This window comes from Micromonospora sp. NPDC005367, assembly GCF_040606825.1.
Classification (GTDB): Bacteria; Actinomycetota; Actinomycetes; order Mycobacteriales; family Micromonosporaceae; genus Micromonospora.
This window is the reverse complement of record NZ_JBEXFP010000009.1, coordinates 13,917-39,917: the sequence shown is the minus strand read 5'-3', so window position 1 is coordinate 39,917 and position 26,001 is coordinate 13,917. Positions and strand designations below refer to the sequence as shown.

Below are 26,001 nucleotides of genomic sequence, written 5' to 3'. Positions count from 1 at the left end.
TCGCGACGAAGGCCGCGGTACCGGCGTGGGTACGCCTCGGACCCCCTCTGCTCTGCACCTACATACGCACCGGGGCCGTTCCGGTCGACGACGCGTCGGTGGGTGCAGAGCGGAGGGGCGCGGTGGCGTCCGGCTGGGCCGGCACGGCGGGCTGGGCCACCCGCGCAGGTGGTGCCGGCGCGTCCGGCAGGAAGCCAGCCCGCGCCGCGGCGGCGTGCAGGAACTCCAGTGAGCGGGCGGCGACGGCGGGAGCGGCGTGCGAGTGCCGGGGCAGTTCCACGGCGACGAGCCCGTGGTAGCCGGCGTCGTCCAACGCGCGCAGCACCGGCGGAAAGTCGATCTCACCCTCACCGAACTCGAGGTGCTCGTGGACGCCCCGGCGCATGTCGTCGATCTGGACGTTGACCAGGTGTTCGGCGACCTCGTGGACGCAGCGGTCCACGGGCTGCGGCTCCAGGCAGCGGCAGTGTCCGATGTCGAGAGTTATGCCGAAGCCGGGCGGTCCGTCGAGCGCGGCGCGCAGCCGTCGCCAGCCGGCGATGTCCTCGACCAGCATGCCCGGCTCCGGCTCGAAGCCCAGCCGCACTCCCGCCCGGTCGGCGGTGTCGACCACCGTCGCGCAACCGGCGACAAGCCGGTCCCAGGCCGCCCGCGGCGGGACGTGCTCGGGACGTACGCCGGCCCAGAACGACACCGCCTCCGCGCCCAGGTCGGCGCCGATCCGTACGGCCCGGCGCAGGAACTCGACGCGGCGGGTCGGATCGTCGTGCAGCAGCGTCGGCGCGTGCTTGTGCCACGGGTCGAGCAGGTAGCGTGCACCGGTCTCGATCATCACGGCGAGGCCGAGGTCGTCCAGCCGCCGCCGGAGGGCGGTCACCCGGCGGGCCAGTCCCGGCGCGAACGGGTCGAGGTGGTCGTGGTCGAGGGTGAGCGCCACCCCCTCGTAGCCCAGGTCGGCCAGCACGGCGAGCGCGTCGTCGAGACGGTGGTTCGCGAAGCCGTTCGTGCCGTACCCGAAACGCGGGCCCATGCCCCCGGGGCGCTCGGCCGAGGCGGTCCGGCCGGGCGCCGGATCGGTCGCGGTGCTCATGTCGGGGAGACCAGCCGGGCCAGTCGCCGCCCCAGCGGCGCCGCGGCCGCGACCGCCAGGCCCAGCAGGCCGGCTCCGCTCCGCGCGGTGAGCGCACCCTGCAGCGCGGGCAGCCCGGTGATACCCGCGCCGACCGCTGCCCGGACGCGACCGGCGCTGGGCTCGGCCACCACCCGGGCCTGCGCGGCGCCGTAGCCGACGGCGTACCAGGCGGCGAGCGCCGCCGGCACCACGGCGGCGAGCGTACCGCGCAGTGACCCCGCTCTCGCGTCCCCGGAACCGCGCCGCGCGCTCAGGCGCGCCCGGATCCGATCGGTCCGGCGCGACGTGGCGTGGGCGCCGCACCGCGGGGCGTCCGCACGGGACGAGCCGACGGGTTGCGCGTCCGGGCCACGCCCGGCCGGGTCGTCGCCGGTCCGGCCGAAGAGGTCGCGGCCAGGGACGCCACGACCGGGGACTTCGCCGTCGGAGGTGAGCCGGGCAGCCCGCGCGGCGGCCGCCGCGACGACGGCGGTGCCGGCCAGCGTGCCGAGCGGCAGGGCCGGGTCGGCGCCGGTGACCTCCCGGCGGGAGAGCGCCGTGACCGTCCAGGTGTGCGCGGCCACGGTGAGCGCCGCGGGCAGCGCGCGGGCCAGCCGCCCGGCGCTCGCGCCCAGCAGCACGTCCAGACCCCGGCAGGCGGCCATCACGGCCGGACCCGCGGGGGTGTTCTTCGCGCGCAGGTCGTAGCCCCAGACGGTGACGGCCAGCGGCACCGCGACCGCAGCGGCGCGCCGGCCGCCGGCGGCAGCGGCCAGGGCGACCCCGGCGGTGGTCAGGCCCGCCGCGAGGCCAACCGCCGTACCCGGGCGGACCCGGCCGCTGGGGATGGGCCGTTCCGGCCGTTCGACGGCGTCCAACCGCCGGTCCGCCCAGTCGTTGGCGGCCATCCCGGCCCAGTAGAGCAGCACCGACGCGCCGGCCAGTGCGGGCGTACGCCGGTCGAGCACCCCGGCCGCGGCGGCACCGGCGACGACGTCCCCGGGAACCGACAGGGCGGCCGGCGCGCGGACCAGCTCGACCAGGTCAGCCAGCGTGGCCATCAGCGCTCTCCTGCCCGGCGTGCAAGCTCCGCGTGAAGTTCACGAGCCGGACCCACTGCTCGGTGAGCGAATGGGACGGCGAGCCGAGCGGGTCCTTGAAGAAGAAGCCCAACTCGGTCAGCGGGCCGACCTCGCCGGCCGCGTGCGCGGCCGCGGTGAGCCGGGCCAGATCGAGCACCAGCGGCGCGGCGAGCGCGGAGTCGCAGCCGTGCCAGGTGAACTCCATCCGCATCCGGGTGTCGAGGAACCCGGAGAACGTGATGAGGTCCCAGGCGGTCTTGAAGTCCCCCAGCTCCTCCACGAAGTCGATCCGGGTCTCGCCCTGCGGGACGTAGCCCAGTGTCTCGCCGAGCACCCGCTGCTTGCTCTCCACCTTCGCCGCGTTGGCGCCCGGGTCGACCAGGTTGGCGCCGTCACCGCCACCGAGCAGGTTCAGCCCGGACCAGGAGCGCACCCGCAGGTGCCGCATCGCGAACATCGGGGCGAGCACCGACTTCACCAGGGTCTCCCCCGTCTTGCCGTCGTGCCCGGCGTACGGCAGTCCGCGCTCGACGGCCAGCGCGTGCAGGGCGGGCAGCCGTGCCCCGGTCGACGGGGTGAAGTCGACGTACGGGCAGCCGGCCTCCAGGGCCGCGTACGCGTAGAGAGAGCTGGCGGGCAGCACCTCCTGCGGGCCGGCCAGCGCGGCGCGCAGGGCGGCCGGGTCGGCGTGCCCGGGATGGGGGTGGGCGGACGGCTCGGTGGCCGAGACGTTGACCACGACCAGCCGGTCCAGCTCGTGCCGGTCGCGGAAGCCGATCAGATCCCGGGCGGCGGCGACGGCTCGCACCGCTTGGGTGACGCCGGTCGGTGCGGGCCGCAGCTCGTCCTCGACCGCGGCAAGCTCGTCCGGGAGCGCGGCGACCAGTCGGCCCGGCAGCACACCGGCGGCGGCCAGCGCCTCGGCGCGCTTGGCCAGTGGGGTGGTGACCACGTCGTGGCCCCCGAAGACCAGGTCGGCGAAGGCGGGAAGGGCGGGCCCGCGTAGTTCGGGAAGTTCGGTGACGCAGCCGGTCGGCCCGGCGAGGCCGGCCCGCAGCGCGAGCCCTCCGACGATGCTCGTGGTCGCGACCGATCCGCGTGCTCCCACCAGCCAGACACCTGTACGCATGGCGCTCCTTCCCCGATCAGGAGGACCGTTGTGTATCGAATTACATTGATATCAGAAGTTGCCTCGGAAAACTATGGGTCTGAGCGGATGAACCCCGTCCGTCCGTCCACCGGGACGGTCCGGCGTCGAAGTCGGCGGCAACGCCGCCGGCCGACCCCGGTTCGGGTGCGGACGGACGGGGTGGCAGGCAGGGCCGGTCGGCGTCTCGACCCTGCCTCCCCCGCATCCGCGTCGGGGCGGTGGCCCGCCGCCCCGGCCGGACGTCTCAATGGCCGACGTGCACCTCGGCTCGGCGGGAACGCTCGATGACGGTCTCGCGAGAGGTGGACGGTGCCATTTGCTCCTCCGGATCGTCGGGATAGTGGCGGTCCTCCGGTGCGGCCGGGGAATCCCGGTCCGGCCGCACCGGACGGCCGTCCTGCGTGTGCCACCGGGCGCCGGCCCGGTGCACGCCCTCCGGGCTCGACCTCGTCCCGGCCACGGGGCGCAACCGCGGCCGGCCCTCGCCGGTCGGTCCGGAGGTACTCATCGGGCGGGAGCGGCGTCGCCGCCCCCGCGGGCGGATCGGGACTGTGCGGCCCGGTCGGAGGGTGCCCGGCCGGGCCGGAGGACGTCAGACGGACACCGCGGTGAGCGCGGGTTCCACCTCCGTCCACGACGAACTCTGCTCCGCCGAGCGGGCCACCGCGTCCAGCACCAGCTGGACCTGCAACGCGTCGGCGAAGGAGGGCGCCGGGTCGGCGCCGGTGGCGATCGCCTCGATGAAGTCGCGCATCTGGTGCGTGAACGAGTGCTCGTAGCCGATGATGTGTCCCGGCGGCCACCAGGCCGACATGTACGGATGCTCACCCTCGGTCACCAGGATGCGACTGAAGCCCTGCTCGACCGTGGGTCGCGTGGCGTCGTAGAACTCCAGCTCGTTGAGGCGTTCCAGGTCGAACACCACGCTGCCCAGCGAGCCGTTGATCTCCACCCGCAGGGCGTTCTTGCGGCCGGTGGCGAAACGGCTCGCCTCGTACGTGGCGAGCGCACCGCCGTCGAGCCGGGCCACGAAGAGCGCGGCGTCGTCCACGGTCACCGCCCCGGTCGCCGGACCGGCCCCGTCGGCGACCTGGCCGTCGGCACCGTTCGCCGAGGCGGCCAGCCCACTCGATTCGGCGGACAGCGGCCGCTCCTTGACGAACGTCTCGGTCACCGCGCTCACCCCGGTGATCCGCTGGCCGGTCACGTACTGGGTCAGGTCGATGATGTGCGCGCCGATGTCCCCGAGCGCGCCCGACCCCGCCCTGTCCTTCTGCAGCCGCCACACCAGCGGGAACTGCGGGTCCACGATCCAGTCCTGCAGGTACACCGCCCGGACGTGCCGGATCACTCCGAGCCGTCCGTCGGCGACCAGCTGGCGCATCATCGTGACCGCGGGCACCCGGCGGTAGTTGAACCCGCACATCGAACGCACGCCGGCGGCCTGGGCCGTGGCCGCCGCGGCGGCCATCTCCCTCGCCTCCTGCACCGTGTTGGCCAGCGGCTTCTCGCACAGCACGTGCTTACCGGCGGCCAACGCGGCGAGTGCGATCTCGGCATGACTGTCGCCCGGCGTACAGACGTCGACCACGTCGATGTCGTCCCGGCTGACCAGGTCACGCCAGTCGGTGGTGTACGCCTCCCAACCGAGCCGGTCGGCGGCGTCGGCCACCTTCCCGGAATCCCGGCCGCAGATCAACGCCATCCGGGCCCGCGCCGGCAGGTCGTACACCCGGTTCACGGTGCGCCACGCCTGCGAGTGCGCGGCGCCCATGAACGCGTAGCCGACCATGCCGACCCGCAGTTGCTTACCTGTAGTGGACAAGGTGGGTCTCCCCCCAATGTGTCAGAACCCGAGCTTGAGGTAGTTGCTCGCGTTCTCCTTCGTGATCGTCTCGGAGGCGAGGATGATCTCCTTCGGCACCTGGAGCTCGACCAGGTCGGACATGCCCTTGCCCTGGGCGATCAGCCGCGCCAGCGAGATGGCCGAGGACGCCATCGACGGGCTGTAGGTGACGGTCGCCTTGAGCACGGTGTTGTCCGCCTGGATGTCCTCCATGGCCTTCTTCGAGCCGGCGCCACCGACCATGAAGAACTCCTTGCGGTTGGCCTGGTTGACCGCGGCCAGCACTCCGATGCCCTGGTCGTCGTCGTGGTTCCAGATCGCGTCGATCTTCGGCAACGCCTGGAACAGGCTGGTGGCGGCCTGCTGGCCGGAGTCGGCGGTGAACTCGGCCGGCCGGCGGTTGCTCACCTTCAGCCCGTTCTGGGCAAGGGTGTCGGCGAAACCCTTGGAACGTTCCTGGGTCAGCTCCAGGGAGTCGGTGCCGGCGATCTCACCGATGATCGGGTTGCTGACGCCCTTGGCCTTGAGCTGGTCGATGATGAAGTGGGCGGCGGCCACACCCATGCCGTAGTTGTCGCCCTTGATCTGGAGGCGGTAGGCCAGCGCGTCAGGGAAGGCCCGGTCCAGGTTCACCACGGGGATACCGGCCTTCATCGCCTCCAGGCCGGCGGCGTTGAGCTCCTTGCCGTCGTGCGGCAGCATCACGATGACGTTCGGCTTCTGCGAGATCAGCGTGGAGATGGCGGCCCGCTGGGCGGCCGCGTCCGCGCCGGCCTCGACCGTCTTGAACTCCAAATCGGAGTACGCGGCGGCCTGCGCCTTGGCGTTGGTCGTGATCGCGGCGAGCCAGCCGTGGTCGGCGGCCGGGGCGGAGAAGCCGATGACCACCTTCTGGCCGGGCGCCGCGTTGCCACTGGCCGCCGCGTCGGCGCCCTTGGTCTGCGCCGCAATGGGCTCGGTCTCGTTGCTGGTGCAACCGGCGAGCAGCACGCCGGCGCCGACGGCAGCCCCGCCGAAGAGCAGGCGGCGGCGGGACAGGTCGCGACTGTGCTCGGTCATGACGACCTCCTGAATTCGCGGTGGTGGGAGTGGGAAAAGGGTGTGCGGGGCCCGGTCACCGTCGCCTGCACGGTGACCGGGTGTGCGGCGGTGGGTCAGGTGGTGGTGAGTCGGTTACGTCCGAGGAACTGGGTGAGGCTGCGGAACTGCAACTGCTGGACCAGGACGGCCGCGACGATGATGCCGCCCTTGACCATGTTCTGGGCCTCGGTGGTGAGGCCGTTGATCGCGAAGAGATTCGTGATCGTCGAGAAGATGATCACCCCGAGCAGGGAACCGATGATGGTGCCCCGCCCGCCGCTGAGCAGCGTGCCGCCGATGATCACAGCGGCGATCGCGTCCAGCTCGTAGAGGTTCGCCATCGCCGCCTGGGCCGAGGTGGCCTGGGCGGTGAGCATGATCGCGGCGATGCCGCAGCACAGACCGGAGAGCGCGTAGAGCATCAGCGTGTGCCGCTTCACGTCGATGCCGGCCAGTCGGGCCGCCTCCGGGTTGCCGCCCACCGCCACGGTGCGCCGCCCGAAAGTGGTGCGGTTGAGCAGCACCCACCCGGCGATCACCACCGCGGCGAGGATGTAGACCAGCAGCGGGATCCCGAGCAGGTTCGTGCTGGCGATGTCGTTGATGGTGGCGTTGTTCGAGACCTGGGTCTGCTTGTCGGAGAGCTCGGCGGCCAGGCCGCGGGCGGCCACCAGCATCGCCAGCGTGGCGATGAACGGCACCAGCCGGCCGTACGAGATCAGCAGTCCGTTGACCAGACCGACCCCGAGACCGACGGTCAACGCGCAGAAGATCATGCCGCCGGCGCCGTAGCTCTGGGTTGCCACCGTGGTCGCCCAGACCCCGGACAGCGCGACGATCGCGCCGACCGAGAGGTCGATGCCACCACCGATGATCACGAAGGTCATCCCCACGCTGACCACACCGACCACGGAGGCCAGCTTGAGGATGACGAGGATGTTGCTCCACACCCAGCTGGAGTTCCCGTAGAGGTCGGGTCGGGTGACGACGCCGATGACGATCAGCGCCACCAGCACCCCGATCAACCAGAGGTTACGGCGGGCGCCCTCACCGCCCTCACCGCGCCACCAGGAGAGCCGGCCCGCGGCCCGCTGCTCCGCCGCCGCGGTCTCCGCCGGGTCCACCGGCGGAGACTGCGCCGGTAGTTGCGCCGGCCGCTCCGGGGTGGAGGTATCGGTCACGTCGCTCATGCCGCCGCGCCTTCCATCAGGGACCCCGCCATGACGAGGTCGAGGACGGTGTTCTCGTCAAGTTCGCCGGCCGCTGCCTCACGGACGACCCGCCCCTCCCGCATCACCAGCACCCGGTCGGCCAGACCGAGCACCTCGGGGACCTCGCTGGAGACCAGCAACACCCCGACGCCCTGCTCGGCGAGGGAACGGATGACCTGGTAAAGCTCCGCCCGCGCGCCGACGTCGACTCCCCGGGTGGGCTCGTCCAGCAACAGCAGCTTCGTGTCGCCGAGCAGCCAGCGCCCGACCACCACCTTCTGCTGGTTGCCGCCGGAGAGGGTGCGCACCGGGCGACGCACGTCGCGCGGGCGCAGCTCCAGCCTGTCCGCGATCCGGGCCGCCTCCGCGCGCTCGCGGCCCACATCGGTGAAACCGGCCCGGGCGTACCGGGCGAAGGTGGCCAGGGTGACGTTGCGGTAGATCGGTTCGCCGAGCAGCAGCGCTTGGCTCTTACGCTCCTCCGGCGCCATGCCCATCCCGGCCCGCACCGCCGCGCCGACGTTGCCCGCGCGCAGCACCCGGCCGGCCATTCGCACCGTACCGGCCTCGGCCCGGCGAGCGCCGTAGATGGTTTCCAGCAGCTCCGAGCGGCCGGACCCGACCAGCCCGGCGATACCGACGACCTCACCGGGCCGTACCCGCAGCGAGACATCGGCGAACTCGCCGGCCCGGGTGAGCCCCTCCACCACGAGCAGGTCGGCCTCCGCCGGGCTCGCGCCGGACGGACGCTCCGGGAAGACGTACTCGATCGTGCGGCCGGTCATCCGGTTGACCAGGTCACGGGTCGGGGTGTCACGGGCCGGCAGGTTGGCGGCGGTGGTCCCGCCGTCCTTGAGGACGGTCACCCGGTCACCGATCTCGCGGATCTCCTCCAGCCGGTGCGAGATGTAGATGACCGCGATGCCCTGCGCGGTCAGCTCACGGATGATGCGGAACAGGTTGCCGACCTCGTCATGGGCGAGCACCGCGCTCGGCTCGTCCATGACGATCAGTCGCGCCTCGTAGGAGAGCGCGCGGGCCATGCTGACGACCTGCTTGCCGGCGGCCGGCAGCGAGCGGACCATCCGGTTCGGCGGGATCTCGGCGTGACCGAGCCGACCGAGGATCTGCCGGGTACGCGAAGCAATCTGACCGCGGCGCACGAAGCCGAACCGGCGCGGCTCGTGGCCGAGGAAGGTGTTCTCCGCGACCGAGAGATCCTCGACGAGATCCAGCTCCTGGTAGATCGTGGCGATCCCGGCGCGCATCGCGGCCTGCGGATTGACGAAGGTCACCGGCTCACCGCGCCACTCGACCTGACCGGAGTCGGGTTGGTGCACCCCGGAGAGCACCTTGATCAGCGTCGACTTGCCGGCGCCGTTCTGGCCGAGCAGGCAGTGCACCTCGCCGGCCCGGACCTCCAACTGCACGCCGTCGAGAGCGCGTACGCCCGGAAAGGTCTTGACCACGTTGGTGAGGCGCAGCACCACCTCGCCCGCGACGGTGTCGGCCGGCGCCTCGAGCAGTGGCGCGTCCACGGACCCGCCCTGCGCACCGCCGCCCGCCGGACTCGCTTCCCGTTCGGTCACCACGCCCTCCTCCCGGTCGGTCACACCCACTCCACCTATGGTTGCCGGGCTCGCAGACCCGGCTCACTCCTCGCGCTCACAGCACCACCCCGGCTCGCGACTGCGGGGCTCGCAGACCCGGCTCACTCCTCGCGCTCACAGCACCACCCCGGCTCGCGACTGCGGGGCTCGCAGACCCGGCTCACTCCTCGCGCTCACGATGCCTCCCCGAACGCGACGTCGCTGGCGAGCACCGCAGCGCCGGCGACCCCGGCCCGCGGGCCGAGCTCGGAGAGAACGACGGGCAGGTTGCCGGTGGCCAGCGGCAGCGACCGGCGGTAGACCACGCTGCGGATCTCGGCGAGCAGGATGTGACCGAGCTGGGCGAGGCCGCCGCCGATCACGATCATGGACGGATTGGCGAAGCTCACCAGTCCGGCCAGCACGCCGCCGACCCGCCGCCCCCCGTCGCGGATCAACTGGATGCAGGCCACGTCGCCCTCGACGGCGCCCTCGGCCACGTCGAGGGCGGTCACCGTGCCGTTGGCGGCCAGCCGCTCGGCGAGCGCCGCCGAGGTCCCGTTGCGAGCGGCGGCCGCGGCGTCCTTGGCCAGCGCGGCACCGCTGAAGAGCGCCTCCAGGCAGCCGACGTTGCCGCACGAGCACATCGGCCCGTGCGAGTCGACCTGGATGTGCCCGATGTCGCCGGCGCAGCCGTCAGTACCCCGGTAGACCTCGCCACTGAGGTAGATGCCGCAGCCGATACCCGTACCGATCTTGACGAAGAGGAAGTCGTCGACCGAGTGGGCGACCCCACCGTGCCGCTCGCCGATCGCCATGATGTTGACGTCGTTGTCGACCACCGCGGGGCAGCCGTGCTCACGGGTGAGCAGCTCGCGCACGGGAAAGCGATCCCACCCGGGCATGATCGGCGGCGACACCGGTAACCCGTCACGGAAGCTGACCGGGCCGGGTACCCCGACACCGACCGCGTCCAGCCGCTCGTACGCGCCGTCCACCTTGGCCTTGTGCAGCAACTCGTTGACCCGCTGGAGGATCACCTTCGGGCCGGACCGGATATCGGACGCCTCGCCGTACGCCGCGACAGGTTCGAGCCGCCCGTTGACCACCTCGACGTCGATCGACGAGGCGCCGAGGTCGACGGCCGCGAAACGCAGCCGCGGATTCAGTTCGACCAGGGTGGACCGACGGCCGCCGCGAGAGGCCGCCAGCCCGGCCTCGGCGACGTAGCCGAGCTTGACGAGCCGCTCCAGTTCCGCCAGGAGTCGGGGGCGTGGCATCTGCAACCGGTCGCCGAGTTCGGCCCGGGAGACCGCTCCCTCGTCGCGAAGCAAGCGCAGGAGGCGTACGTGCAGGGGGTCGTCGGTCCGCACCGGGCTCACCTCCACATCGGCATCCTTCACATCGACGAACTGTCTATGCGTTGTGTTCGACACAGTAGGAGTCTTCCGAGCCGCATGTCCAGAGCTTCGGCTGATCCGTCGCTAACTTTTGCTCATTCGGACAGAAGTTTTGGTAGGGAGGGGTGTCACGGAGACCGTCGTCGGCGCTTGGATCACCAACCGTACGGACGACGCCGCGCACGGCGAGGCGGCCGACGGGCGCCGACTCAACCGGATTCGGCCCCGCGGCGGCACGGGCACCAAACGTGGCGGTGGCTGCGGCGCCATCGCTCGACTGTCATCCGGCAACGTTCTGCGCCGGGCCCGGGACGACGCCTGATATGGGGGGTGAGCCCGCCGTGACCTCGTATGCGCCGCGAGCTGGCTCGACGGCCGCTGGTGCGGACATCCCCCCGCTCGAGAACCCGCCTGCAAGCATCTTCTGCCGTGAGCCGAAGGGCCGACCCGGCCGCACCGCGAGGACCTGCGCCAACCGTCTCGAATACGAGGAGCGACGGTCCCCGGAGGGCGGGGCGCTTTCAAGGTCGCGACTCTGGTGTGAGTGGCGTATCGCGGTCCAGACACACTGGCGAGTCGGGTGGACTGCTGGAACGAAGCTCCGGTAGAACGAACTCTTCTCACGGATCTTGTTCTTCACGGCGTCTGGTCGTGGTGGTACCTGCCATGCCGTGCGTCGCAGCGGACCATCGACTCGCGGCCAGAGGTCGAAGCTCGGGGTCGGCTTCCAGGCTTGTCGGTACGCCAGGGCGGCAGAACCGCGTGCGGAGCCGTGGACACCGACGGGGACCAGCTACGTCTGGTCGAGATGGGCCATGGAAGCCTCAAATATGATCTTGGCGCTTTCACTGGCCCTCCTCGGCGGCATCCGCCGACTTGCGGGGCCTCCGACCACCAAGGTGTCTCCCTCACGCCAGTTTGAACGCCCACCGGCCGTGGCTGGACCTGCGCCGCCCCGTGATTTCGAAATACTTGTTCCTGTTTCCACGAGCCAAACACCTTCCGCTGGAGGTGACCCCAGACAGATCAGGGCGGCGACCTCGCCAACGCACGGAGACCCCGGCCCGCTGGCTGGCCCGAGGTCTCTCGTGTTTTGACTTGCTACCAACTGGAGCCGCTGCCGCCACAGCCGCTGCACACACCGTCACCGCCGCACTTCGGGCACTTGCGCTCCATGGGGAAGCCGTCGACCTTGCCTCTTCCGTGGCAGGTGCGGCATTCACCCCTCTTGTCAGGACACGCCTTGCATCGGGGCATTTGGCTACCTCTTTACTGACGTGGGCCGGCCGGCCGCAGCCAACCGACCCGGCGAGTCTGGCTACTGGCAAATGCGGATCGAGCGGTTCGTGGTCAATGCGCGCTGGACCGATCACGAGCAGCAGCACTAGTACCACTGCTCGAACCCAGCCGCACGACTTCTGCGCGCACCTCCTCCTTGAACATCGGATTCCTATATGATCGTTAATCTTTAACGACCACTTAGATTATGGGCATCGATGGGGAGGGTTGGCAACTATCGACGGCAGACGATCAGCCGGCCCGGGCCTGTTAGAACAGGACGTGGTGGCCGGCACGCCAGGCGGACTCAGGTGGTGTCGCGTTGCGACGGGAACGGCGAGAGCGCAGTGGGGAGATGAGGCGCCGTCGGCGTCCCGTATCGGCGAAGTCCCGCTGCTGGGAGTTCGCCGCGATGACCCTCGACGTGAGGTCGAAATTCTTGCTTACCGAAGAGCTCGGAGAAGCACCAACCTTCAGGTGCTCCGCACCCTGCTGAGGCCAGGTAAACCGGGGAAGGGAGGGTGAGCCGAGTGGCCACACAAGGGCGTCGTGAGCGGATGCGAGCGCAGATGTCTGCGGACGTCAGGTCCGCCGCCCGCCACATCATCACGCACGGGGGCGTTGAGGGCCTGACCCTTGCCGAAATCGCGCGACGGGTCGAAGTGACACCGGCTGCCCTCTATCACCACTTCGAGGGAGGCCTCCCAGAGATCGTGTATCGGGTCGCGGAAGACATCATCGAAGAGCTCGTACAGATCCTTCAATCCGCAGCTGCGTCTCACCCCGCAGAGAATTTTGCGATGCGGATGATCGAACCAACGCGCGCACTACGAAGGTGGGCAATAACCCATCAACCCGAATTCAACCTGCTGTTCGGCACACCGTCCACAGCCGCCGGCAACGCCCATCGAGACATGACCAGTGCCTGGGTACGGCGTCTTGCCGCCGTCTGGGGTCCCATCTTCGTGCAAGCGTGGGCTGAGCGGCCGTTTCCCGTCCTCGCCGAAGACGAGATGGATCCGCGTCTGCGACAGCAGATGCAGGACTACCGGCAAGACACCGGCGTCAACCTTCCTCCTGGAGCGATGGTGGTGATGCTCAGCTGCTGGCGATCGCTCTACGGTCAGATCGCGCTTGAGGTCTTTGGGCACTTCGCACCGCTCTTTACTGACCAAGAGCCAATGTTCGAGCTGCTGATGCGGGAGCTCATGCATGGTATGGGACTCGAAGACCAGTACCAGCCGCCGACCCGGTAGGCAGGCCGGTATCCCGGCGAGGATCCGCCGTTCCCGCAAAGCGACACCTGCCATCGCGGAGATCGCAACCGCATGCGCACCCGTTTCGGACCCTGCATCCTGGTTTCGCCACGCAACCTCCCCATCAGCGCCCTACGCCTGGCTGTACGCAGCGGCATCGCCGAAGCCACCCGATGGACCGGCCGCCTTATGAGCACGCCATTCATCATCCTCGGACTCACGTCATGATTTCGAAACGGCCGTACCCCCCTCCCGCCGCCGAAGGCACGCCACCGGTTCCGTTTCCGGTAGCCGTCACGAATTCGGGACACCGGCGAATTCCGGCGCGGTCGGTGGCACGCAGTTCTCCGGCCAGGACGGATGCGCCGGCTCGTCACTCCGGGTGTCGGCGCGGCGCCTTACGGAGCTTGCGGTCGTCGCGCAGCTCCACGTACGGCTCCTCGTCGGCGGCGTGACCGGCCGAGATCGCGCGCCCGCGCTCCAGCTCGGCCTGGAACTCCGCGCCGAGCAGGATCGCGATGTTGGTCAGCCAGAGCCAGACCAGGAAGATGATCACGCCGGCGAGGGTCCCGTACGTCTTGTTGTACGAGCCGAAGTTGCTGACGTACGCGGCGAACAGTCCGGACACCACCAGCCAGATCGCCACGGCCAGCGCCCCGCCCGGGCTGACCCAGCGGAAGCCGCCGTGCCGGGCGTTCGGCGAGGCCCAGTAGAGGATGGCGAACATCAGGCTGACCAGGATCAGCAGGACCGGCCACTTGGCGATGTTCCAGACCGTCACGCCCGTGGAGCCCAGCCCGATCGCCTCGCCGGCCGCCCGGGCGAGGCGGCCGGTGAAGACGACGATCACCGCGCATATCAGCAGCATCACGCCGATCACGGCGGTCACCCCGATCCGGGTGGGCAGTGTCTTCCAGATCGGCCGCCCCTCCGGCACGTCGTAGATGGCGTTCGAGGCGCGCATGAAGGCCGCGATGTAGCCGGACGCGGACCAGAAGGCAACGAGCAGACCGAGCACCGCGCCGGCGCTGGCCAGCCCCCCGGACTTCTGTGCCTGCTCGATCGCCCGTTCGAGGATCTGCTGGATGTTGCCCTGCGGGATGGCCTGACCAACGGTGTCCTTGACGCCTTCGGTGGCCCCCGACCCGAGCAGGCCGACGATGGAGATCAGCACGAGCAGGCCGGGGAAGATGGAGAGCACGCCGTAGTAGGTCAGGGCGGCGGCCCAGTCGGTCAGGTTGTCGTCGCGGAACTCCCGCACCGTCCGGCGCAGCGCCGCGAGCCACCCGGTGCCCGGAAGTTGGGCGGGGCTCTCCGGGCCCGCCTCCGGCCCGACCGGGTTCCGGCTCTCCCCGCTGCGGTCGGTGGCCGCCCGCGCCGCGTCGTCGTCACGGTCGGGTCGGGCGGACTCGTCGGCGGCCATTCGCCCCTCCTCGTCATCACAGGCCTTGCGGACATGCCCCGACGAAGCGGCGGGTAACCACCTGGGGCCTGTTTCATCAGGCTCGCTCGTGGCGCCCGCGCGGCGGACCGGTTGAGGCATGCTCACCCGCGGCGCCGGCGGTTGAGCGACCGTCCCGTCCGCCGCGTGGCCACCAGAAGCCCCACCGAGACCATCACGAGCAGGTAGCGCACGCGTCGAGCAGGCACGACCAGCGCGCAGCCGTGATTCCGTATCCACTGGAGGCGCTTAATCTACATAGGTAGCCTGAATGCGTGGAGCCACTCGGACGTATCGGCAGCGCGACGGTCGACGTACTTCGCGTGCTGGTGGACAGCGACCGGCCCCGATGGGGTTTGGAGATCATCAAGCTGACCGGGCGTCCCTCGGGCAGCGTCTACCCCCTGCTGGAGCGGCTGGAGCGCAACGGCTGGGTCACGTCGCACTGGGAGGAGACCGAGCGCCGCGGTCCCCGGCGGCGGATGTACGAACTGACCGCTGAGGGCACCCTGGCGGCGCGGCGGGTGTGCGCACAGGCCGCGACGCGGGGGGCACGGCAGCGTCCCGCACGGCTACGGGAGGCGCGATGACACCGTCCACCCGCGTCGCGCTCGTCGTCCTGCGCTGCGCGGCGGCGCTGCTTCCGCGTGACCTGCATGGCCGCTACCGCGAGCAGTGGGAAGCCGACGTACGCGGCGCTACGGACCTGGGCATGTCTCCACTCCGGCTCGCCGCCGGCACGCTCGGCGCCGCGGCCCTGATCGCCTACGCCAACCGGAAGGAAACTCGGACCACGCAGCCCATCGGCCCTCTCGCCCTCGCCCTGCGCCTCGCGGGCGACGCCAACGCCCGCCGGCGCGCCGCCGCTCTCGCCGCCGTGCTCACGTTGACCCTACTGGCCGGTGTCGGCCTGCTCATCGTCGGCTGACGCGCATCCGCGCCGGACCGCGATGCGCCGCGCGGGCCGGTGCGATGACCGACGGTGGCACGAGCCCGCGGATTCAGCGGCGAACGCTGCGCACCAGCGACCGGAGGGCGTAGCCGAGCAGCAGAGCTCCGGCGCCGGTGCCCGTGACGACGCCGGCCGACACTCCCGTCATCAGCCCCGTCAGCAGGCCGGCCACCGCCACCGCGCACGTCGCGACGCCGAGGTGGCGCAGTAGCGGGCTGCGCAGCAGCGGGGCGAGCGGGAAGAAGTGCAGCCCCACCACGGTGCAGACCAGCACGGGGATGTACTCCGACCAGTCGGCGACGGCCAGTGCCGCAGCGCCGAGCCCGGCGAGGGCGAACTCGGCCACGACGATCAGGAGGTAACGACGGCCGCCCGCCCGGTCACGCGGACCGGCCGCCGCGCCCCGGGACCGTGCCGTGACGACACCGCCGGCGACCGCGGTGAGCAGCGCCGCCACGCTGCCGGCCACCAACAGGCCGCGCAGTGGCTGCTCCGCCGCCGGGACGCTGAACCAGACGGTCGCGAAGATGCCGAGGTAGAGAGCGCCCAGCCCTTCCTGCCGCCGCCAGTGGACAGCCACACCGGACACTGTTTGTCCTCCCTCGTGGGTTCGCCAGGAACCGCGCAGTTGATCTTAGGGGCGCCGCCCCCGCGCCGCCGCCCCGATTCCGCGCGAGTGCGGCCAGTGAGATGCGGGAAGATGCCCTCCGGGCCGCGGCGAGGTCGCCGAACCTGCTCATCGCAGTCGATGCACCCGCCAACCATCAATCGACGTGTATCGTCCGGTTGTGGCGCCCACCCGCTCCTCTGACGGTTCGCCGCCGACGCCCCGGCGCCCCGCCTCGGCGGAGGCCCTGAACGGCCCGGCCCAGGCCGCGAACGTTCCGGCCGAGACCGGCCCGGGCCCGGCCCGCGCGCCCGGCGACTCCGACCCGCCGGGCGGCACCGTCCACCCCGGCCCGGACGCCATCGCGGACGAACAGCACGGTGGGAAGGCGCGGCGCGATCCGGACGGGTTGCCCGACCTGGCCGCACAGTTCGAGGACGAGAAGCCCGGCCGGGTACTCACCGGCTCGGCCAACCTGCTCGTCGGCGCGGCGGCGGTGGCCGTCGGCGTACTCGCCCTCTGGCAGGTCTTCCGGCCGTTGCCCCAGGGCAGCAAGTACTACCTCATCATCTTCCTGGCGGGTGTCCTGCCGCTGGTCTTCCTCGCCTACCCCTCGGGCCTGCGGCTCCGGCCGGGCCGCGGCGGTACGGCGGCAACCCGGTCACGGCCCACCGCGGCGGACTGGTCACTCGCCGCGCTCGCGCTGGTCGCCTGCCTCTACCCGGTGCTGCCGGTCCCGTTCGGCTCGGGCGGCGGCGGCTACGACGCCTTCCTCGACCGGCAGGGGCTGCTCGCCCCGGCCGACCTGGTGATGGGCACCGGGCTGCTGGTGCTGCTGCTCGAAGCATGCCGGCGCACCACCGGGTGGATCCTTCCCGCGGTTTGTCTGCTCTTCCTCGGCTACGGCTACTACGGGGGCCTGCTTCCCCAGTCCTGGCCGGTGGCCCACGCCGGGCTCGACTTCGGCCAGATCGTCGACGCCTTCTACAACTCCGACAGCGGGTTCTACGGCACTCCGCTGGACGTCGCCGCGTCGTACATCGTGCTCTTCACCATCTACGGCGCGGTGCTGGACCTCTCCGGCGCGGGCCGGTTCTTCGTCGACCTGTCCACCGCGGCGTTCCGCCGGTCCCGTACGGCCGCCGGGCGGACGGCGGTCGCGTCCGGTTTCCTGCTCGGCACCGTCTCCGGTTCGGGCGCGGCGACGACGGTCAGCATCGGGGCCGTGACCTGGCCGATCCTGCGGCGGGCCGGCTACCCGGCGGAACGGGCCGGCGGCATGCTGGCGGCCGCCGGAGTGGGTGCGATCCTCTCCCCGCCCACGCTCGGCGCGGCGGCGTTCATCATCGCCGAGTACCTCGGCGTCTCGTACCTGCAGGTGCTCGGCTGGGCGACCGTGCCGACCGTCCTCTACTACCTCGGCATCCTGCTCTCCGTGGAGATCGACGCCCGCCGCTCGGGCGTACGTGCGGTGTCCGTCGACGCGGCCTCCCCGTGGCGGCTGCTCGGTCGATTCGGCTACCACTTCGCGTCCCTGATCGTCATCATCGTGCTGCTCGCCGTGGGCATGTCGGCCACCCGGGCGGTGGTGCTCGCGACGGTGCTGGCCGCCGCACTCTCCTTCCTGGACCGGGGCCACCGGCTCACCCCGCGCCGGCTGGCGGGCGCCCTCGCCGGGGGCGTACGCGGAGTGCTGGCCGTCACCGCCGTCTGTGCCGCCGCGGGGATCATCACGGCGACCACCACGAAGACGGGACTCGGTCCGCAGGCGGCGGCGCTGCTGGTGGACGGCGCTCAGGCAGTCACCGACGACCCGGCCGTGGTGCTGGTGCTCACCGCGATACTCGCCGCGCTCGCGCTCACCCTGCTGGGGCTCGCCGTGCCGGTCACCGCCTCCTTCGTGATCGGCTGGGTGATCATCGGGCCGGCCCTGCTCAACCTGGGGGTGGCCGCACCGGCCGCGGCGATGTTCGTCTTCTACTTCGCGGTGCTCTCCGAGGCGTCCCCGCCGACCGCGCTCGCCGCCGTCGCCGCGGCCGCGGTCACCGGCGGCCGGCTGGTGCCGACCATGTGGCAGACCCTGCGCTACGCGCTTCCGGCGTACCTCATTCCGATCGCCTTCGTGATCACGCCCGCGGGGCTCGGGCTGCTCGGCATCGGCGGGCCGCGACAGATCCTGACGGCCGCCGTGGTCCTCGCCCTCAGCGTCGCGGTACTCGCCGTAGCGGCCGGCGGATGGCTGCCCGGGGTGGGACCGGCCGGTGCCCCGGAACGTGTGCTCGCCGCGCTGGCCGGGGTGATCCTGCTCCGGCTGGAGCCGGTGTCGGTGGCGATCGGTGTCGGACTGTCCGCCGCGGCGATCGCGGGGGTGCTCGTACGACGCGGATCCGCCGGTCGGTCCGGCGGGCAGGCCGGGACACCGGCTGAGCTGAGGGAGGTAACACAGTGAGCGGGAGAAGCGTTCGGCTCCTCGCGGGCGTGAGTGTGCTCGCCGTCGCGAGCGCGGGAGTGGCGGGTTGCGGCGGCCGGCAGGGCGGGGCGGCCCAGGACGACACCGCCAGTGAGGTCACCTGCGAGGTGGCCCGGGACACCCGGGTCGGCATCGCGACCGGGAACTCGACAGGCGTCTACTACGTGGTCGGCAACGCTCTCGCCGGTCAGCTTCCCGCTGCCACCGGCGGCCGGCTGACCGGCACCGCCGCCGAGACGGGCGCCTCGGTGCAGAACATCGAACAACTCGTCGCCGGGCAGTACGACGTCGCCTTCTCGCTCTTCGACACGGCGGTCAACGCCGTCCAGGGCAAGGAGAGCTTCACCTCGGCGCAGCCGGTGCAGGCGCTGGCCCGGATCTACGACAACTACACCCAGGTCGTCGTACGCCACGACGCCGGCATCTCCTCGGTCGCCGACATGCGGGGCAAGCGAATCTCCACCGGCTCGCCGAAGTCCGGCACCGAGGTGATCGCCCACCGGCTGCTCCAGGCGGCGGGCCTCGATCCGGCGAAGGACGTCCAGGCGCAGCGACTCGACCTGACCAAGACCGTCGAGGGGATGAAGGACGGCAGCATCGACGCCTTCTTCTGGTCCGGCGGGCTGCCCACCAGCGGGTTGACCGACCTGTTCACCACCGCCGGTGACAAGGTGCGGTTCCTCGACATCACCCCGCTGCTGCCGAAGATGGCCGAGCTGAACCCGGCCTACCAGGCCGGCACCATCGGCCGGGACGCGTACCGGACGGCGGCGGACACTCCGACGATCGTGGTGCCGAACGTGCTGCTGGTGCGCACGAATCTGGACGCGAACGTCGCCTGTGCCATCACCCGGACCCTGTTCGAACGCAAGGACGCGTTGGTCCAGGCGAACCAGGCCGCGAAGGGGATCTCGTTGGAGAACGCGCGGCGGACCGATCCGGTGCCGCTGCACCGGGGCGCGGAGAAGGCACTGCAGGACCTGGGCGCGCGCTGACCCGTGGCCGTCGGTCGCTCCCGCCGGATCAGACGTCGGCGGGAGCGGTCGCGCCTCGGGCCGCCACCACCAGCCGGTCGGTCTCGGCGGTCACCTCGGCGTCGTCGGGCGGGGTCCCCGGGTCGTACCGGACGGTCCAGGTCAGACCGTCGACACCGGGGGCCCGGCGGGCGGCGATCCGGCCGGCGCCGCCGGTCATCCGGTGGTGCTGGGTGTACGCGACGGATCGGGTGACCCGCGCCCGCACCTGATGCGGCACGTCGCCCGGGTCGAGCAGCAGGTACGTCTGCGGGGCGGCGTCGGCGACCACCAGGTAGCCGTCCCGCTCGGCGACCAGTTCGGCCGGCGTGACTGTCAGCTCCCGGCCGGACCAGCCCGCCTTGATCAGTTCGTGCCAGCCCAACCGCTCCGGCCGGCCGGGCAGCCAGAGCCCGAGGTTGGTGGCGACCAGGACGCCGCCGTCCACACCGTCTCCGGCCGCGGCCCAGGCGAGCACCCGCTCGTCGGGTTCGAGTGGTGGCCGGTCGGCCGGGCGCAACTTGGGCCGACGGTTGAACAGTCCCATCTACAGTCCTCCCGCGGCCTGTTCCCGCAGCGCCCGCGCGTGCTGCTCCAGCGAGAGCAGCTCACCGAAGAGCGCGAAGTACTCGTCCTTGTTGCTGATCGGGTTGATCCGTTGGATCCGGGACTTGAGGTCCTTGATCCGGGCGGTCACCGATCCCCACTGCAACCTGGCCACGGTCACCGAGACGTACCGGGGGTCCGGCTCGCCGTCGATCCGCAGCGGCTCGACGGCGAGTTCCGCGACGAGCGCCTGGCCGCCGAGGTCGGCGCAGGCGTCCCGGACCGACTCGATCCACACCGCCCCGCCGGGCGCGGCCGCCGCCCCGCCGGCCGCCGCGATCGCCTCGCGTACCGCCACGTGGACGGGGTGCCGGTATTCGGGGGCCTCCACTGCGTCGAACATCGGCCCGGCGAGCACCGGCTGCTGGAGGGCGAGCTTCAACGCCTCCCGCTCGACCATCGACTGCGGACTGTCCGCCGCAGGCCCGGCGGCGGGCCGGGGTGCCCGGGTGCTCGTCTCCCGACCGTCCGCGCCCGATGCCGCGGTCTGCACGGCCCGCTGCACCGGCTCGATCTCCATGCCCAGGTCGCCGGCGAGCTTACGGATGTACTCGGGCCGCTTCTCCCGGTCCTTGATCTTGGCGACCAGCGGCGCGGCCCGACGCATCGCCTCCACCCGCCCGTCGACGGTGTCGAGGTCGTAGCGGCTGATGACGTGCCGCAGCGCGAAGTCGACCAGCGGCTCGCGGCGCGCGACCAGGTCACGTACGGCCAGGTCGCCCTTGGCCAGGCGCAGCTCGCACGGGTCCATGTTGTCGGGGCTGACCGCGATGAAGGTACGGCCGACGAAGCGCTGGTCGTCGTCGAACGCGCGCAGGGCGGCCTTCTGCCCGGCGGCGTCACCGTCGAAGGTGAAGATGATCTCGCCGGCGACGGCGTCGGTGTCGAGCAGGAGCCGGCGCAGCACGCCGATGTGGTCGGCGCCGAACGCGGTGCCGCAGGTGGCCACGGCAGTGGTGACGCCGGCCAGGTGACAGGCCATCACGTCGGTGTAGCCCTCCACGACGACCACTTTGCCCTGCTTGGCGATCTCCCGTTTGGCCTGGTCGATGCCGTAGAGGACGTGCGACTTCTTGTAGAGCGGCGTCTCGGGGGTGTTCAGGTACTTCGGGCCGTCGTCATCGTCGAAGAGTTTGCGCGCGCCGAAGCCGATCACGTCTCCGCTGAGGTCCCGGATCGGCCAGAGCAGCCGGCGGCGGAAGCGGTCGATGAGCGAACCCGACCGGGCCGGACGGGACAGCCCGGCGGTGACCAGCTCGTCAGCGGTGAAGCCACGCTGGCGCAGATGCTTGGTGAGCTGGTCCCAGGCGTCCGGGGCGAAGCCGCAGGCGTACCGCTCGGCGGCCGCGCGGTCGAAGCCGCGCGAGGCCAGGAACTCGCGGGCCGGTCGGGCGGCGGCGGTGGTGAGCTGGGACTGGTAGAACTCGACCGCAGCGGCGTGCGCGGCGACCAGCCGCTGCCGCTGCCCCTGTTGTGGCCGGCTCCGCGACGGGCCCGAGTCGGTCTCGAGATACCGCAGCTGGATCCCGGCGCGGCCGGCGAGCCGCTCGACCGCCTCGACGAAGCTGAGATGGTCGGCATCCATCAGGAACTTGATCGCGTCGCCGCCCGCGCCGCAGCCGAAGCAGTACCACACGTTGCGTGCCGGCGACACGTTGAACGAGGGGCTCTTCTCGTCGTGGAACGGGCACAGCCCCTTGAGATTGCCGCCGCCTGCGGACCGGAGCGTCACCGTCTCGGAGATGATCTCCTCGATCGAGGTGCGTTCCCGGACCAGCGCGATGTCCTCGTCCCGGATCCGCCCCGCCATCGTTGCACCCCCTTCGGCCCTCCATCCTGCCTTGTACCGGCGGCAGTTCCGGCCCCGGGTGGCCGTCGCCACTCCGGGGCCTCGGCCCCGTCAGTGAGGTGCCGGTTGAATTGTCCTGGATCGTGACGCTTTCACTGCTCCGGCCGTCTCACGCCAGGGCCGTGCACACCGCCCTCACCTCCGCAGCGAGGTTGGGGTCGCCGCAGTCGACGCCGGCTGAGGTGCGGGCGACGACCTTCCAGACCCGCTGATCCGACCGGAGGAACACCTGGTTGCCGCCGGGGATCTCGGTCGACGCTCCCGCCCTGGCGAGCAGTCGGGCGAAGCCGTCGCGGCAGCCCACCACCTCGACCTGCGTCACCGTCGGCGCCTTCAGGGCGGCGGCGGTGGCCTCGAGCAGGACAGGTGTGCGGCACATCGGATCGGAATCCACAGCCGGCGGCATGGCTGCTATGCGCGTCGGCGCGGGGGCGGACGCCGGCGGTACCGGAACCGCGCCGCGACCCGTGTCCGTTACCGGCGGCGCGGCAGCGGGCGCGTCGGGGGACGTCGGAACCGGTTCGGCAGCGGTCGACGCCGCCCCGCCCGGCGCGGATGCCACCGCGGCGGCAGGTGATGCGGGTGCCGGGTTCGCCGTGACGCGTTCCGGCTGCCCACATCCGCTCGCCGTCATCGTCAGGGTGACCGCCAGGACCAGGTACGTGCTGCTACGTCGGAGCGTCATGATCGCCTACCCATTCTCGCGAGGACTGCCCGCCGGGCGCGTGCCCGGCGTTCCCCTCGACGCTAGGAAGGCGGTCTGCTCGAGATCTGAACCAAATCTTGAAACGCAGGCCACCGCCGGTCAGATCGGGCCGGCGGCCGAGAGCGGGCGGCCCGCCGACGAGCCGCTGGACGCACAACCGCAGCCCCAGCGCCGGTGCCAGCCGGACACCTCGGCCGCCTCACGGGTACCCAGGCGACGGAACGTCGCCGAGGCGAAATCCCAGGCCTCGTGCGCTGCCGCGACATCGCCCAGGGCCGCGTGCGCCGCGCCGAGGTCACGCAACGTCCGCGCCGTACCGAGATCGTGCCCCATCTCGACCCACCACTCGCGCGCCAGTCGCAGCGCCTCGACCGCCGCCGTGGGCCGTCCGGCGGCCAGGTGCAGCTCACCGAGTGTCCGCTGGATCAGTGCCGCGCCGAACCGGTCGTGCAGCCGACGACAGGTCGCGAGGCCGTGCTCGAGCAGGGCGCGCGGCCGAACCACGTCGCCTCGGCGGAACCAAACCTTCGCCAACGCCTGCTCCGTGTAGCAGACCATGTGCTCGTCACCGTGCTCGGTGACCAGATCCTGTGCCCGCACGAACCAGCGCTCCGCCTCGTCCAGGTCGCCGCACGCACGGTGCACCAGGCCGATCCCGCGGACAGCGATGACCTCGCCCCGGAAATGGCGCAGCGACCGGTAGCTGTCGATCGCGCGGTCGAGCCAGACCAACGCCCCGGCGTCGTCACCGAGTTCCCGCAGACTGTGCCCCATGCCGTAGGTGGCATCGGCCGCACCGGTGTGGTCGCCCAGCCGGTTGAGCGTCTCGGCCGCCGCGGTCAGCAGCGGAATCGCCTCCCGGTGCCGCCCGAACTCACGCAACACCGAGCCGAGACCGTTACGGCCCGTGGCCGCGCCTCGCTCGTGACCAGCCGCCTCGAAGAGTTCCACGGCAGTACGGAAGTTGCGCTCAGCGTCGGCGAACCGGTCCTCCTTGTACCGGAGCAGGGCGATGCCGCACTCGATCACCGCCTCGCCGACGGCGTTACCGGCCGCCCTGGCTGCGGCCAACGCCGCCGCATGGGTACGGCCCCAACCGACGAAATCGTTCCGGAGCGCGAAGGAGGCATGCACCAACGCGTCGGCCAGAGCACACGCGGCCACGTCCATCCCGAGATCGGCGGCCCGTTCCACCGCGGCGATCAGGGCGGGCGACTCGACCTCCAACCACCCGGGTCGGAGATGATCCGCCGCGAGCACGGATGGCTCCAGACCGACCGGCATCGACTCCTGACGGTAGAGGGGCGGGACGGCGTACGGCAGACGCTGGCCGAGCCGCTCCGCGATCTCGGTGGCAGCCAGCAGCACTCTGGAGACGGCCGAGCGCAGCGCCGCGTCGGCGTCCTCCTCTCGGGCGCGCTCCCAGGCGAAGAGCCTGACCAGGTCGTGCATCTGGTACCTGAGCAGCCCGTGGGTCGGGTCGGGCACCGCCATCACCAGTCGCGCGTCCGTCAACTGTTCCAGCAGCTCTTCAGCCTCGTCCACGGAACCGTCGATGAGCGCCGCCACCAGCCAGTCGGCGAAGCTGGGCACCCCCATGAAGCCGAGTAGCCGGAACGCCCGCCGGGCCGACAAGCCCAGGGCGCGGTAGCTGATTCCGACGCTGACCCGTACGGCCAGCCCGTCCGCCGCCATCTCGTCCAGCCGGGCCCGTTCGTCGCGCATCCGGTCTGCGAACCGGGCCATCCGGCGATGCGGACGGGCCGCGATCCGGGCGCCGACGATGCGCAGGGCAAGCGGCATGCCCGCGCACACCTCGACGAGCGCGTCCGCCGCCTCCGGCTCGGACAGCACCCGGTCCGGTCCGACGATGCGCTGGAGCAGCTTGATGGAATCGGCCCGGTTCAGCAGTGGCACCTCGATGTGCTCGGCGCCGGGAATGGTGGTGAGCATGGCCCGGCTGGAGACGATCAGGGCACTGCCCGGTCCGCCGGGGACCAGCGGGCGGACCTCCTCCGCGCTGACCGCCGAGTCGAGCACGATGAGAAAACGCCGTCCGCTCAACATCGACCGGTACTGGCCGAGCTTGTCCTCGATCGTGCGCAGCTGCTGCAGGTTGGTGGCACCGAGCGCCCGCAGCACCCGGTCCAACGCGTCGCCCGAGTCGCCCGAACGGCTACTCAGACTCACGAAGATCTGCCCGTCCGGATACGAGTCACGCAGCAGGTACGCGAGCCGCACGCTGAGCGACGTCTTCCCCACCCCGCCGGGGCCGGAGAGGATGACCACCGGCCCGGCGGTTCCATGGGTACGACTGCCGGTGGGCTGGAGCACGCTCAACGCGCAGGAGATCTCCGGTTCACAGCCCACGTGATCGGGCAGATCGGCCGGAAGCTGACAGCCGGGGCCGTCAGCCGGTGGCTGGGCCGGCGGCGGCTCCGGTGCCGGGGTGAGGATCACGGTCGCGGCCGGCGCGGATGGCTCCGCCGGCGCGGTGGCGACCGCCGGTGGCCGCAGGGTGCCCCGGAGGATCTCCCGGTGCACGTCCTGGAGCTCCGCGCCCGGATCGACGCCGAGTTCGTCGGCCAGCAAAGAGCGTGTCCGGGCGTACAGGTCGAGCGCCTCCGGCCGGCGCCCGTTGAAGTACAACGCCCGCATCAGGCAGACCACCAGTGGCTCGATGAGCGGGCTGCGGTCGACCGCCAGGGTCAGTCGGTCGGCGACCGGCCCTGGCCGGCCCTGACCCAGCTCGCTGTCGGCCCAGTCCAGCAACACCCGGACGAGTTGCTGGCGCAGCCCTTCGCGGACCCGGGCCGCCCAGCCGCCGGGCAGGCCGTCGAGCGGGTCGCCGCGCCATAGCTCGATCGCTTCCCGCAGCAGCGCCGGCCGGTCCGGGTGATCAGCCGGGAGACCTTGGGCCCGCTCGGCGAGGCGGCGCAGCCGGTGCAGGTCGACGTGGTCCGGATCGGCGGCCAGGAGATACCCGGACTGGTTGCGGGTCACGGTGACCGGCGCCGCTTCGGACCCGGCCGCAGCGAGTATCCGGCGGATGCGGGTGAGGTAGGTGTAGAGGACGCCGCGGGCGTCAGCCGGCGGGGCGTCGTCCCACACCCGGTCGACGAGCGCCTCGATCGGCACGCCGCGGCCCGCGTCGACGGCGAGGGCCGCGAACACCAGACGCTGTTTCGGTGGGCCCAGCTCCAACGGCCGACCGTCCACCAGGACCTGCAGTTCCCCAAGCATGCGTAGTTCCACGGCCCAGCCCCCGCGTCCGTAGTAACCGCCACGGCCTGCGACCAGGCCGTTTGAAATTGTCAAGGATTTGTTCAGGTTCGCTACCGGGTCCCACCGCGA

19 protein-coding genes are annotated in these 26,001 nt (G+C 71.5%); 5 read left to right on the top strand and 14 right to left on the bottom strand.

Annotated elements, in window-relative coordinates:
- Positions 1 to 58: 58 nt before the first annotated feature.
- The 8 genes from ABZS42_RS09080 to ABZS42_RS09045 form a co-directional block, all read right to left on the bottom strand.
- The gene (locus ABZS42_RS09080) at positions 59 to 1,090 is read right to left on the bottom strand and encodes a TIM barrel protein (RefSeq protein WP_355143402.1); all 1,032 of its coding nucleotides are present in this window, start codon (positions 1,088 to 1,090) and stop codon (positions 59 to 61) included.
- On the bottom strand, positions 1,087 to 2,172 hold the full coding sequence (locus ABZS42_RS09075; protein WP_355143401.1) for an SCO3242 family prenyltransferase: 1,086 nt from the start codon (positions 2,170 to 2,172) through the stop codon (positions 1,087 to 1,089). Before ABZS42_RS09075 ends, ABZS42_RS09080 begins: the two co-directional genes overlap by 4 nt.
- Positions 2,156 to 3,322, bottom strand: a complete 1,167-nt coding sequence (locus tag ABZS42_RS09070) for an inositol-3-phosphate synthase (protein WP_355143400.1) — start codon at positions 3,320 to 3,322, stop codon at positions 2,156 to 2,158. Before ABZS42_RS09070 ends, ABZS42_RS09075 begins: the two co-directional genes overlap by 17 nt.
- Positions 3,323 to 3,935: 613 nt before the next feature.
- Complete coding sequence (locus tag ABZS42_RS09065; RefSeq protein ID WP_355143513.1) at positions 3,936 to 5,135, bottom strand: Gfo/Idh/MocA family oxidoreductase; 1,200 nt, start codon at positions 5,133 to 5,135, stop codon at positions 3,936 to 3,938.
- Between the two features lie 54 nt (positions 5,136 to 5,189).
- On the bottom strand, positions 5,190 to 6,248 hold the full coding sequence (locus ABZS42_RS09060; protein ID WP_355143399.1) for a substrate-binding domain-containing protein: 1,059 nt from the start codon (positions 6,246 to 6,248) through the stop codon (positions 5,190 to 5,192).
- 95 nt (positions 6,249 to 6,343) lie between these two features.
- Positions 6,344 to 7,459 (bottom strand): ABC transporter permease, encoded by a 1,116-nt coding sequence (locus tag ABZS42_RS09055; RefSeq protein WP_355143398.1) that lies wholly within the window; start codon positions 7,457 to 7,459, stop codon positions 6,344 to 6,346.
- Entirely contained in the window at positions 7,456 to 8,970 is a 1,515-nt protein-coding gene (locus ABZS42_RS09050) for a sugar ABC transporter ATP-binding protein (protein ID WP_355143512.1), read from the bottom strand. The genes ABZS42_RS09055 and ABZS42_RS09050 overlap by 4 nt, the downstream gene beginning before the upstream one ends.
- 293 nt (positions 8,971 to 9,263) lie before the next feature.
- Entirely contained in the window at positions 9,264 to 10,442 is a 1,179-nt protein-coding gene (locus tag ABZS42_RS09045) for an ROK family protein (RefSeq protein ID WP_355143397.1), read from the bottom strand.
- 1,874 nt (positions 10,443 to 12,316) lie between these two features.
- Here ABZS42_RS09045 and ABZS42_RS09040 point away from each other — a divergent pair.
- The gene (locus ABZS42_RS09040; protein WP_355143396.1) at positions 12,317 to 13,003 is read left to right on the top strand and encodes a TetR/AcrR family transcriptional regulator; all 687 of its coding nucleotides are present in this window, start codon (positions 12,317 to 12,319) and stop codon (positions 13,001 to 13,003) included.
- 373 nt (positions 13,004 to 13,376) lie between these two features.
- Here the strand turns inward: ABZS42_RS09040 and ABZS42_RS09035 are convergent, their stop codons facing one another.
- Positions 13,377 to 14,426 carry a YihY/virulence factor BrkB family protein gene (locus ABZS42_RS09035; RefSeq protein ID WP_355143395.1) on the bottom strand — a complete coding sequence of 350 codons (1,050 nt, stop codon included), beginning with the start codon at positions 14,424 to 14,426 and terminating at the stop codon, positions 13,377 to 13,379.
- A gap of 293 nt (positions 14,427 to 14,719) precedes the next feature.
- Here ABZS42_RS09035 and ABZS42_RS09030 point away from each other — a divergent pair, with 293 nt between their 5' ends.
- Together ABZS42_RS09030 and ABZS42_RS09025 are read left to right on the top strand one after the other, a co-directional pair.
- The gene (locus ABZS42_RS09030) at positions 14,720 to 15,034 is read left to right on the top strand and encodes a PadR family transcriptional regulator (RefSeq protein ID WP_355143394.1); all 315 of its coding nucleotides are present in this window, start codon (positions 14,720 to 14,722) and stop codon (positions 15,032 to 15,034) included.
- Positions 15,031 to 15,372, top strand: coding sequence for a hypothetical protein (locus tag ABZS42_RS09025; RefSeq protein WP_355143393.1), 342 nt, complete (start codon positions 15,031 to 15,033; stop codon positions 15,370 to 15,372). Before ABZS42_RS09030 ends, ABZS42_RS09025 begins: the two co-directional genes overlap by 4 nt.
- 73 nt (positions 15,373 to 15,445) lie before the next feature.
- On the opposite strand, the gene ABZS42_RS09020 is transcribed toward ABZS42_RS09025, so the two are convergent.
- Positions 15,446 to 15,976, bottom strand: coding sequence for a hypothetical protein (locus ABZS42_RS09020; protein ID WP_355143392.1), 531 nt, complete (start codon positions 15,974 to 15,976; stop codon positions 15,446 to 15,448).
- 193 nt (positions 15,977 to 16,169) lie between these two features.
- On the opposite strand from ABZS42_RS09020, the gene ABZS42_RS09015 reads away from it, so the two are divergent.
- Positions 16,170 to 18,452 carry a TRAP transporter fused permease subunit gene (locus tag ABZS42_RS09015; RefSeq protein ID WP_355143391.1) on the top strand — a complete coding sequence of 761 codons (2,283 nt, stop codon included), beginning with the start codon at positions 16,170 to 16,172 and terminating at the stop codon, positions 18,450 to 18,452.
- The gene (locus tag ABZS42_RS09010) at positions 18,449 to 19,468 is read left to right on the top strand and encodes a TAXI family TRAP transporter solute-binding subunit (protein ID WP_355143390.1); all 1,020 of its coding nucleotides are present in this window, start codon (positions 18,449 to 18,451) and stop codon (positions 19,466 to 19,468) included. Before ABZS42_RS09015 ends, ABZS42_RS09010 begins: the two co-directional genes overlap by 4 nt.
- Positions 19,469 to 19,496: 28 nt before the next feature.
- On the opposite strand, the gene ABZS42_RS09005 is transcribed toward ABZS42_RS09010, so the two are convergent.
- The 4 genes from ABZS42_RS09005 to ABZS42_RS08990 all read right to left on the bottom strand — a co-directional run bounded on the left by ABZS42_RS09005 (position 19,497) and on the right by ABZS42_RS08990 (position 25,890).
- On the bottom strand, positions 19,497 to 20,033 hold the full coding sequence (locus ABZS42_RS09005; protein WP_355143389.1) for a hypothetical protein: 537 nt from the start codon (positions 20,031 to 20,033) through the stop codon (positions 19,497 to 19,499).
- Complete coding sequence (gene dnaG, locus ABZS42_RS09000) at positions 20,034 to 21,902, bottom strand: DNA primase (RefSeq protein WP_355143388.1); 1,869 nt, start codon at positions 21,900 to 21,902, stop codon at positions 20,034 to 20,036.
- Between the two features lie 148 nt (positions 21,903 to 22,050).
- Positions 22,051 to 22,320 (bottom strand): hypothetical protein, encoded by a 270-nt coding sequence (locus tag ABZS42_RS08995; protein ID WP_355143387.1) that lies wholly within the window; start codon positions 22,318 to 22,320, stop codon positions 22,051 to 22,053.
- A 426-nt stretch (positions 22,321 to 22,746) separates the two neighbouring features.
- Complete coding sequence (locus tag ABZS42_RS08990) at positions 22,747 to 25,890, bottom strand: BTAD domain-containing putative transcriptional regulator (RefSeq protein WP_355143386.1); 3,144 nt, start codon at positions 25,888 to 25,890, stop codon at positions 22,747 to 22,749.
- Between the last annotated feature and the right edge of the window lie 111 nt (positions 25,891 to 26,001).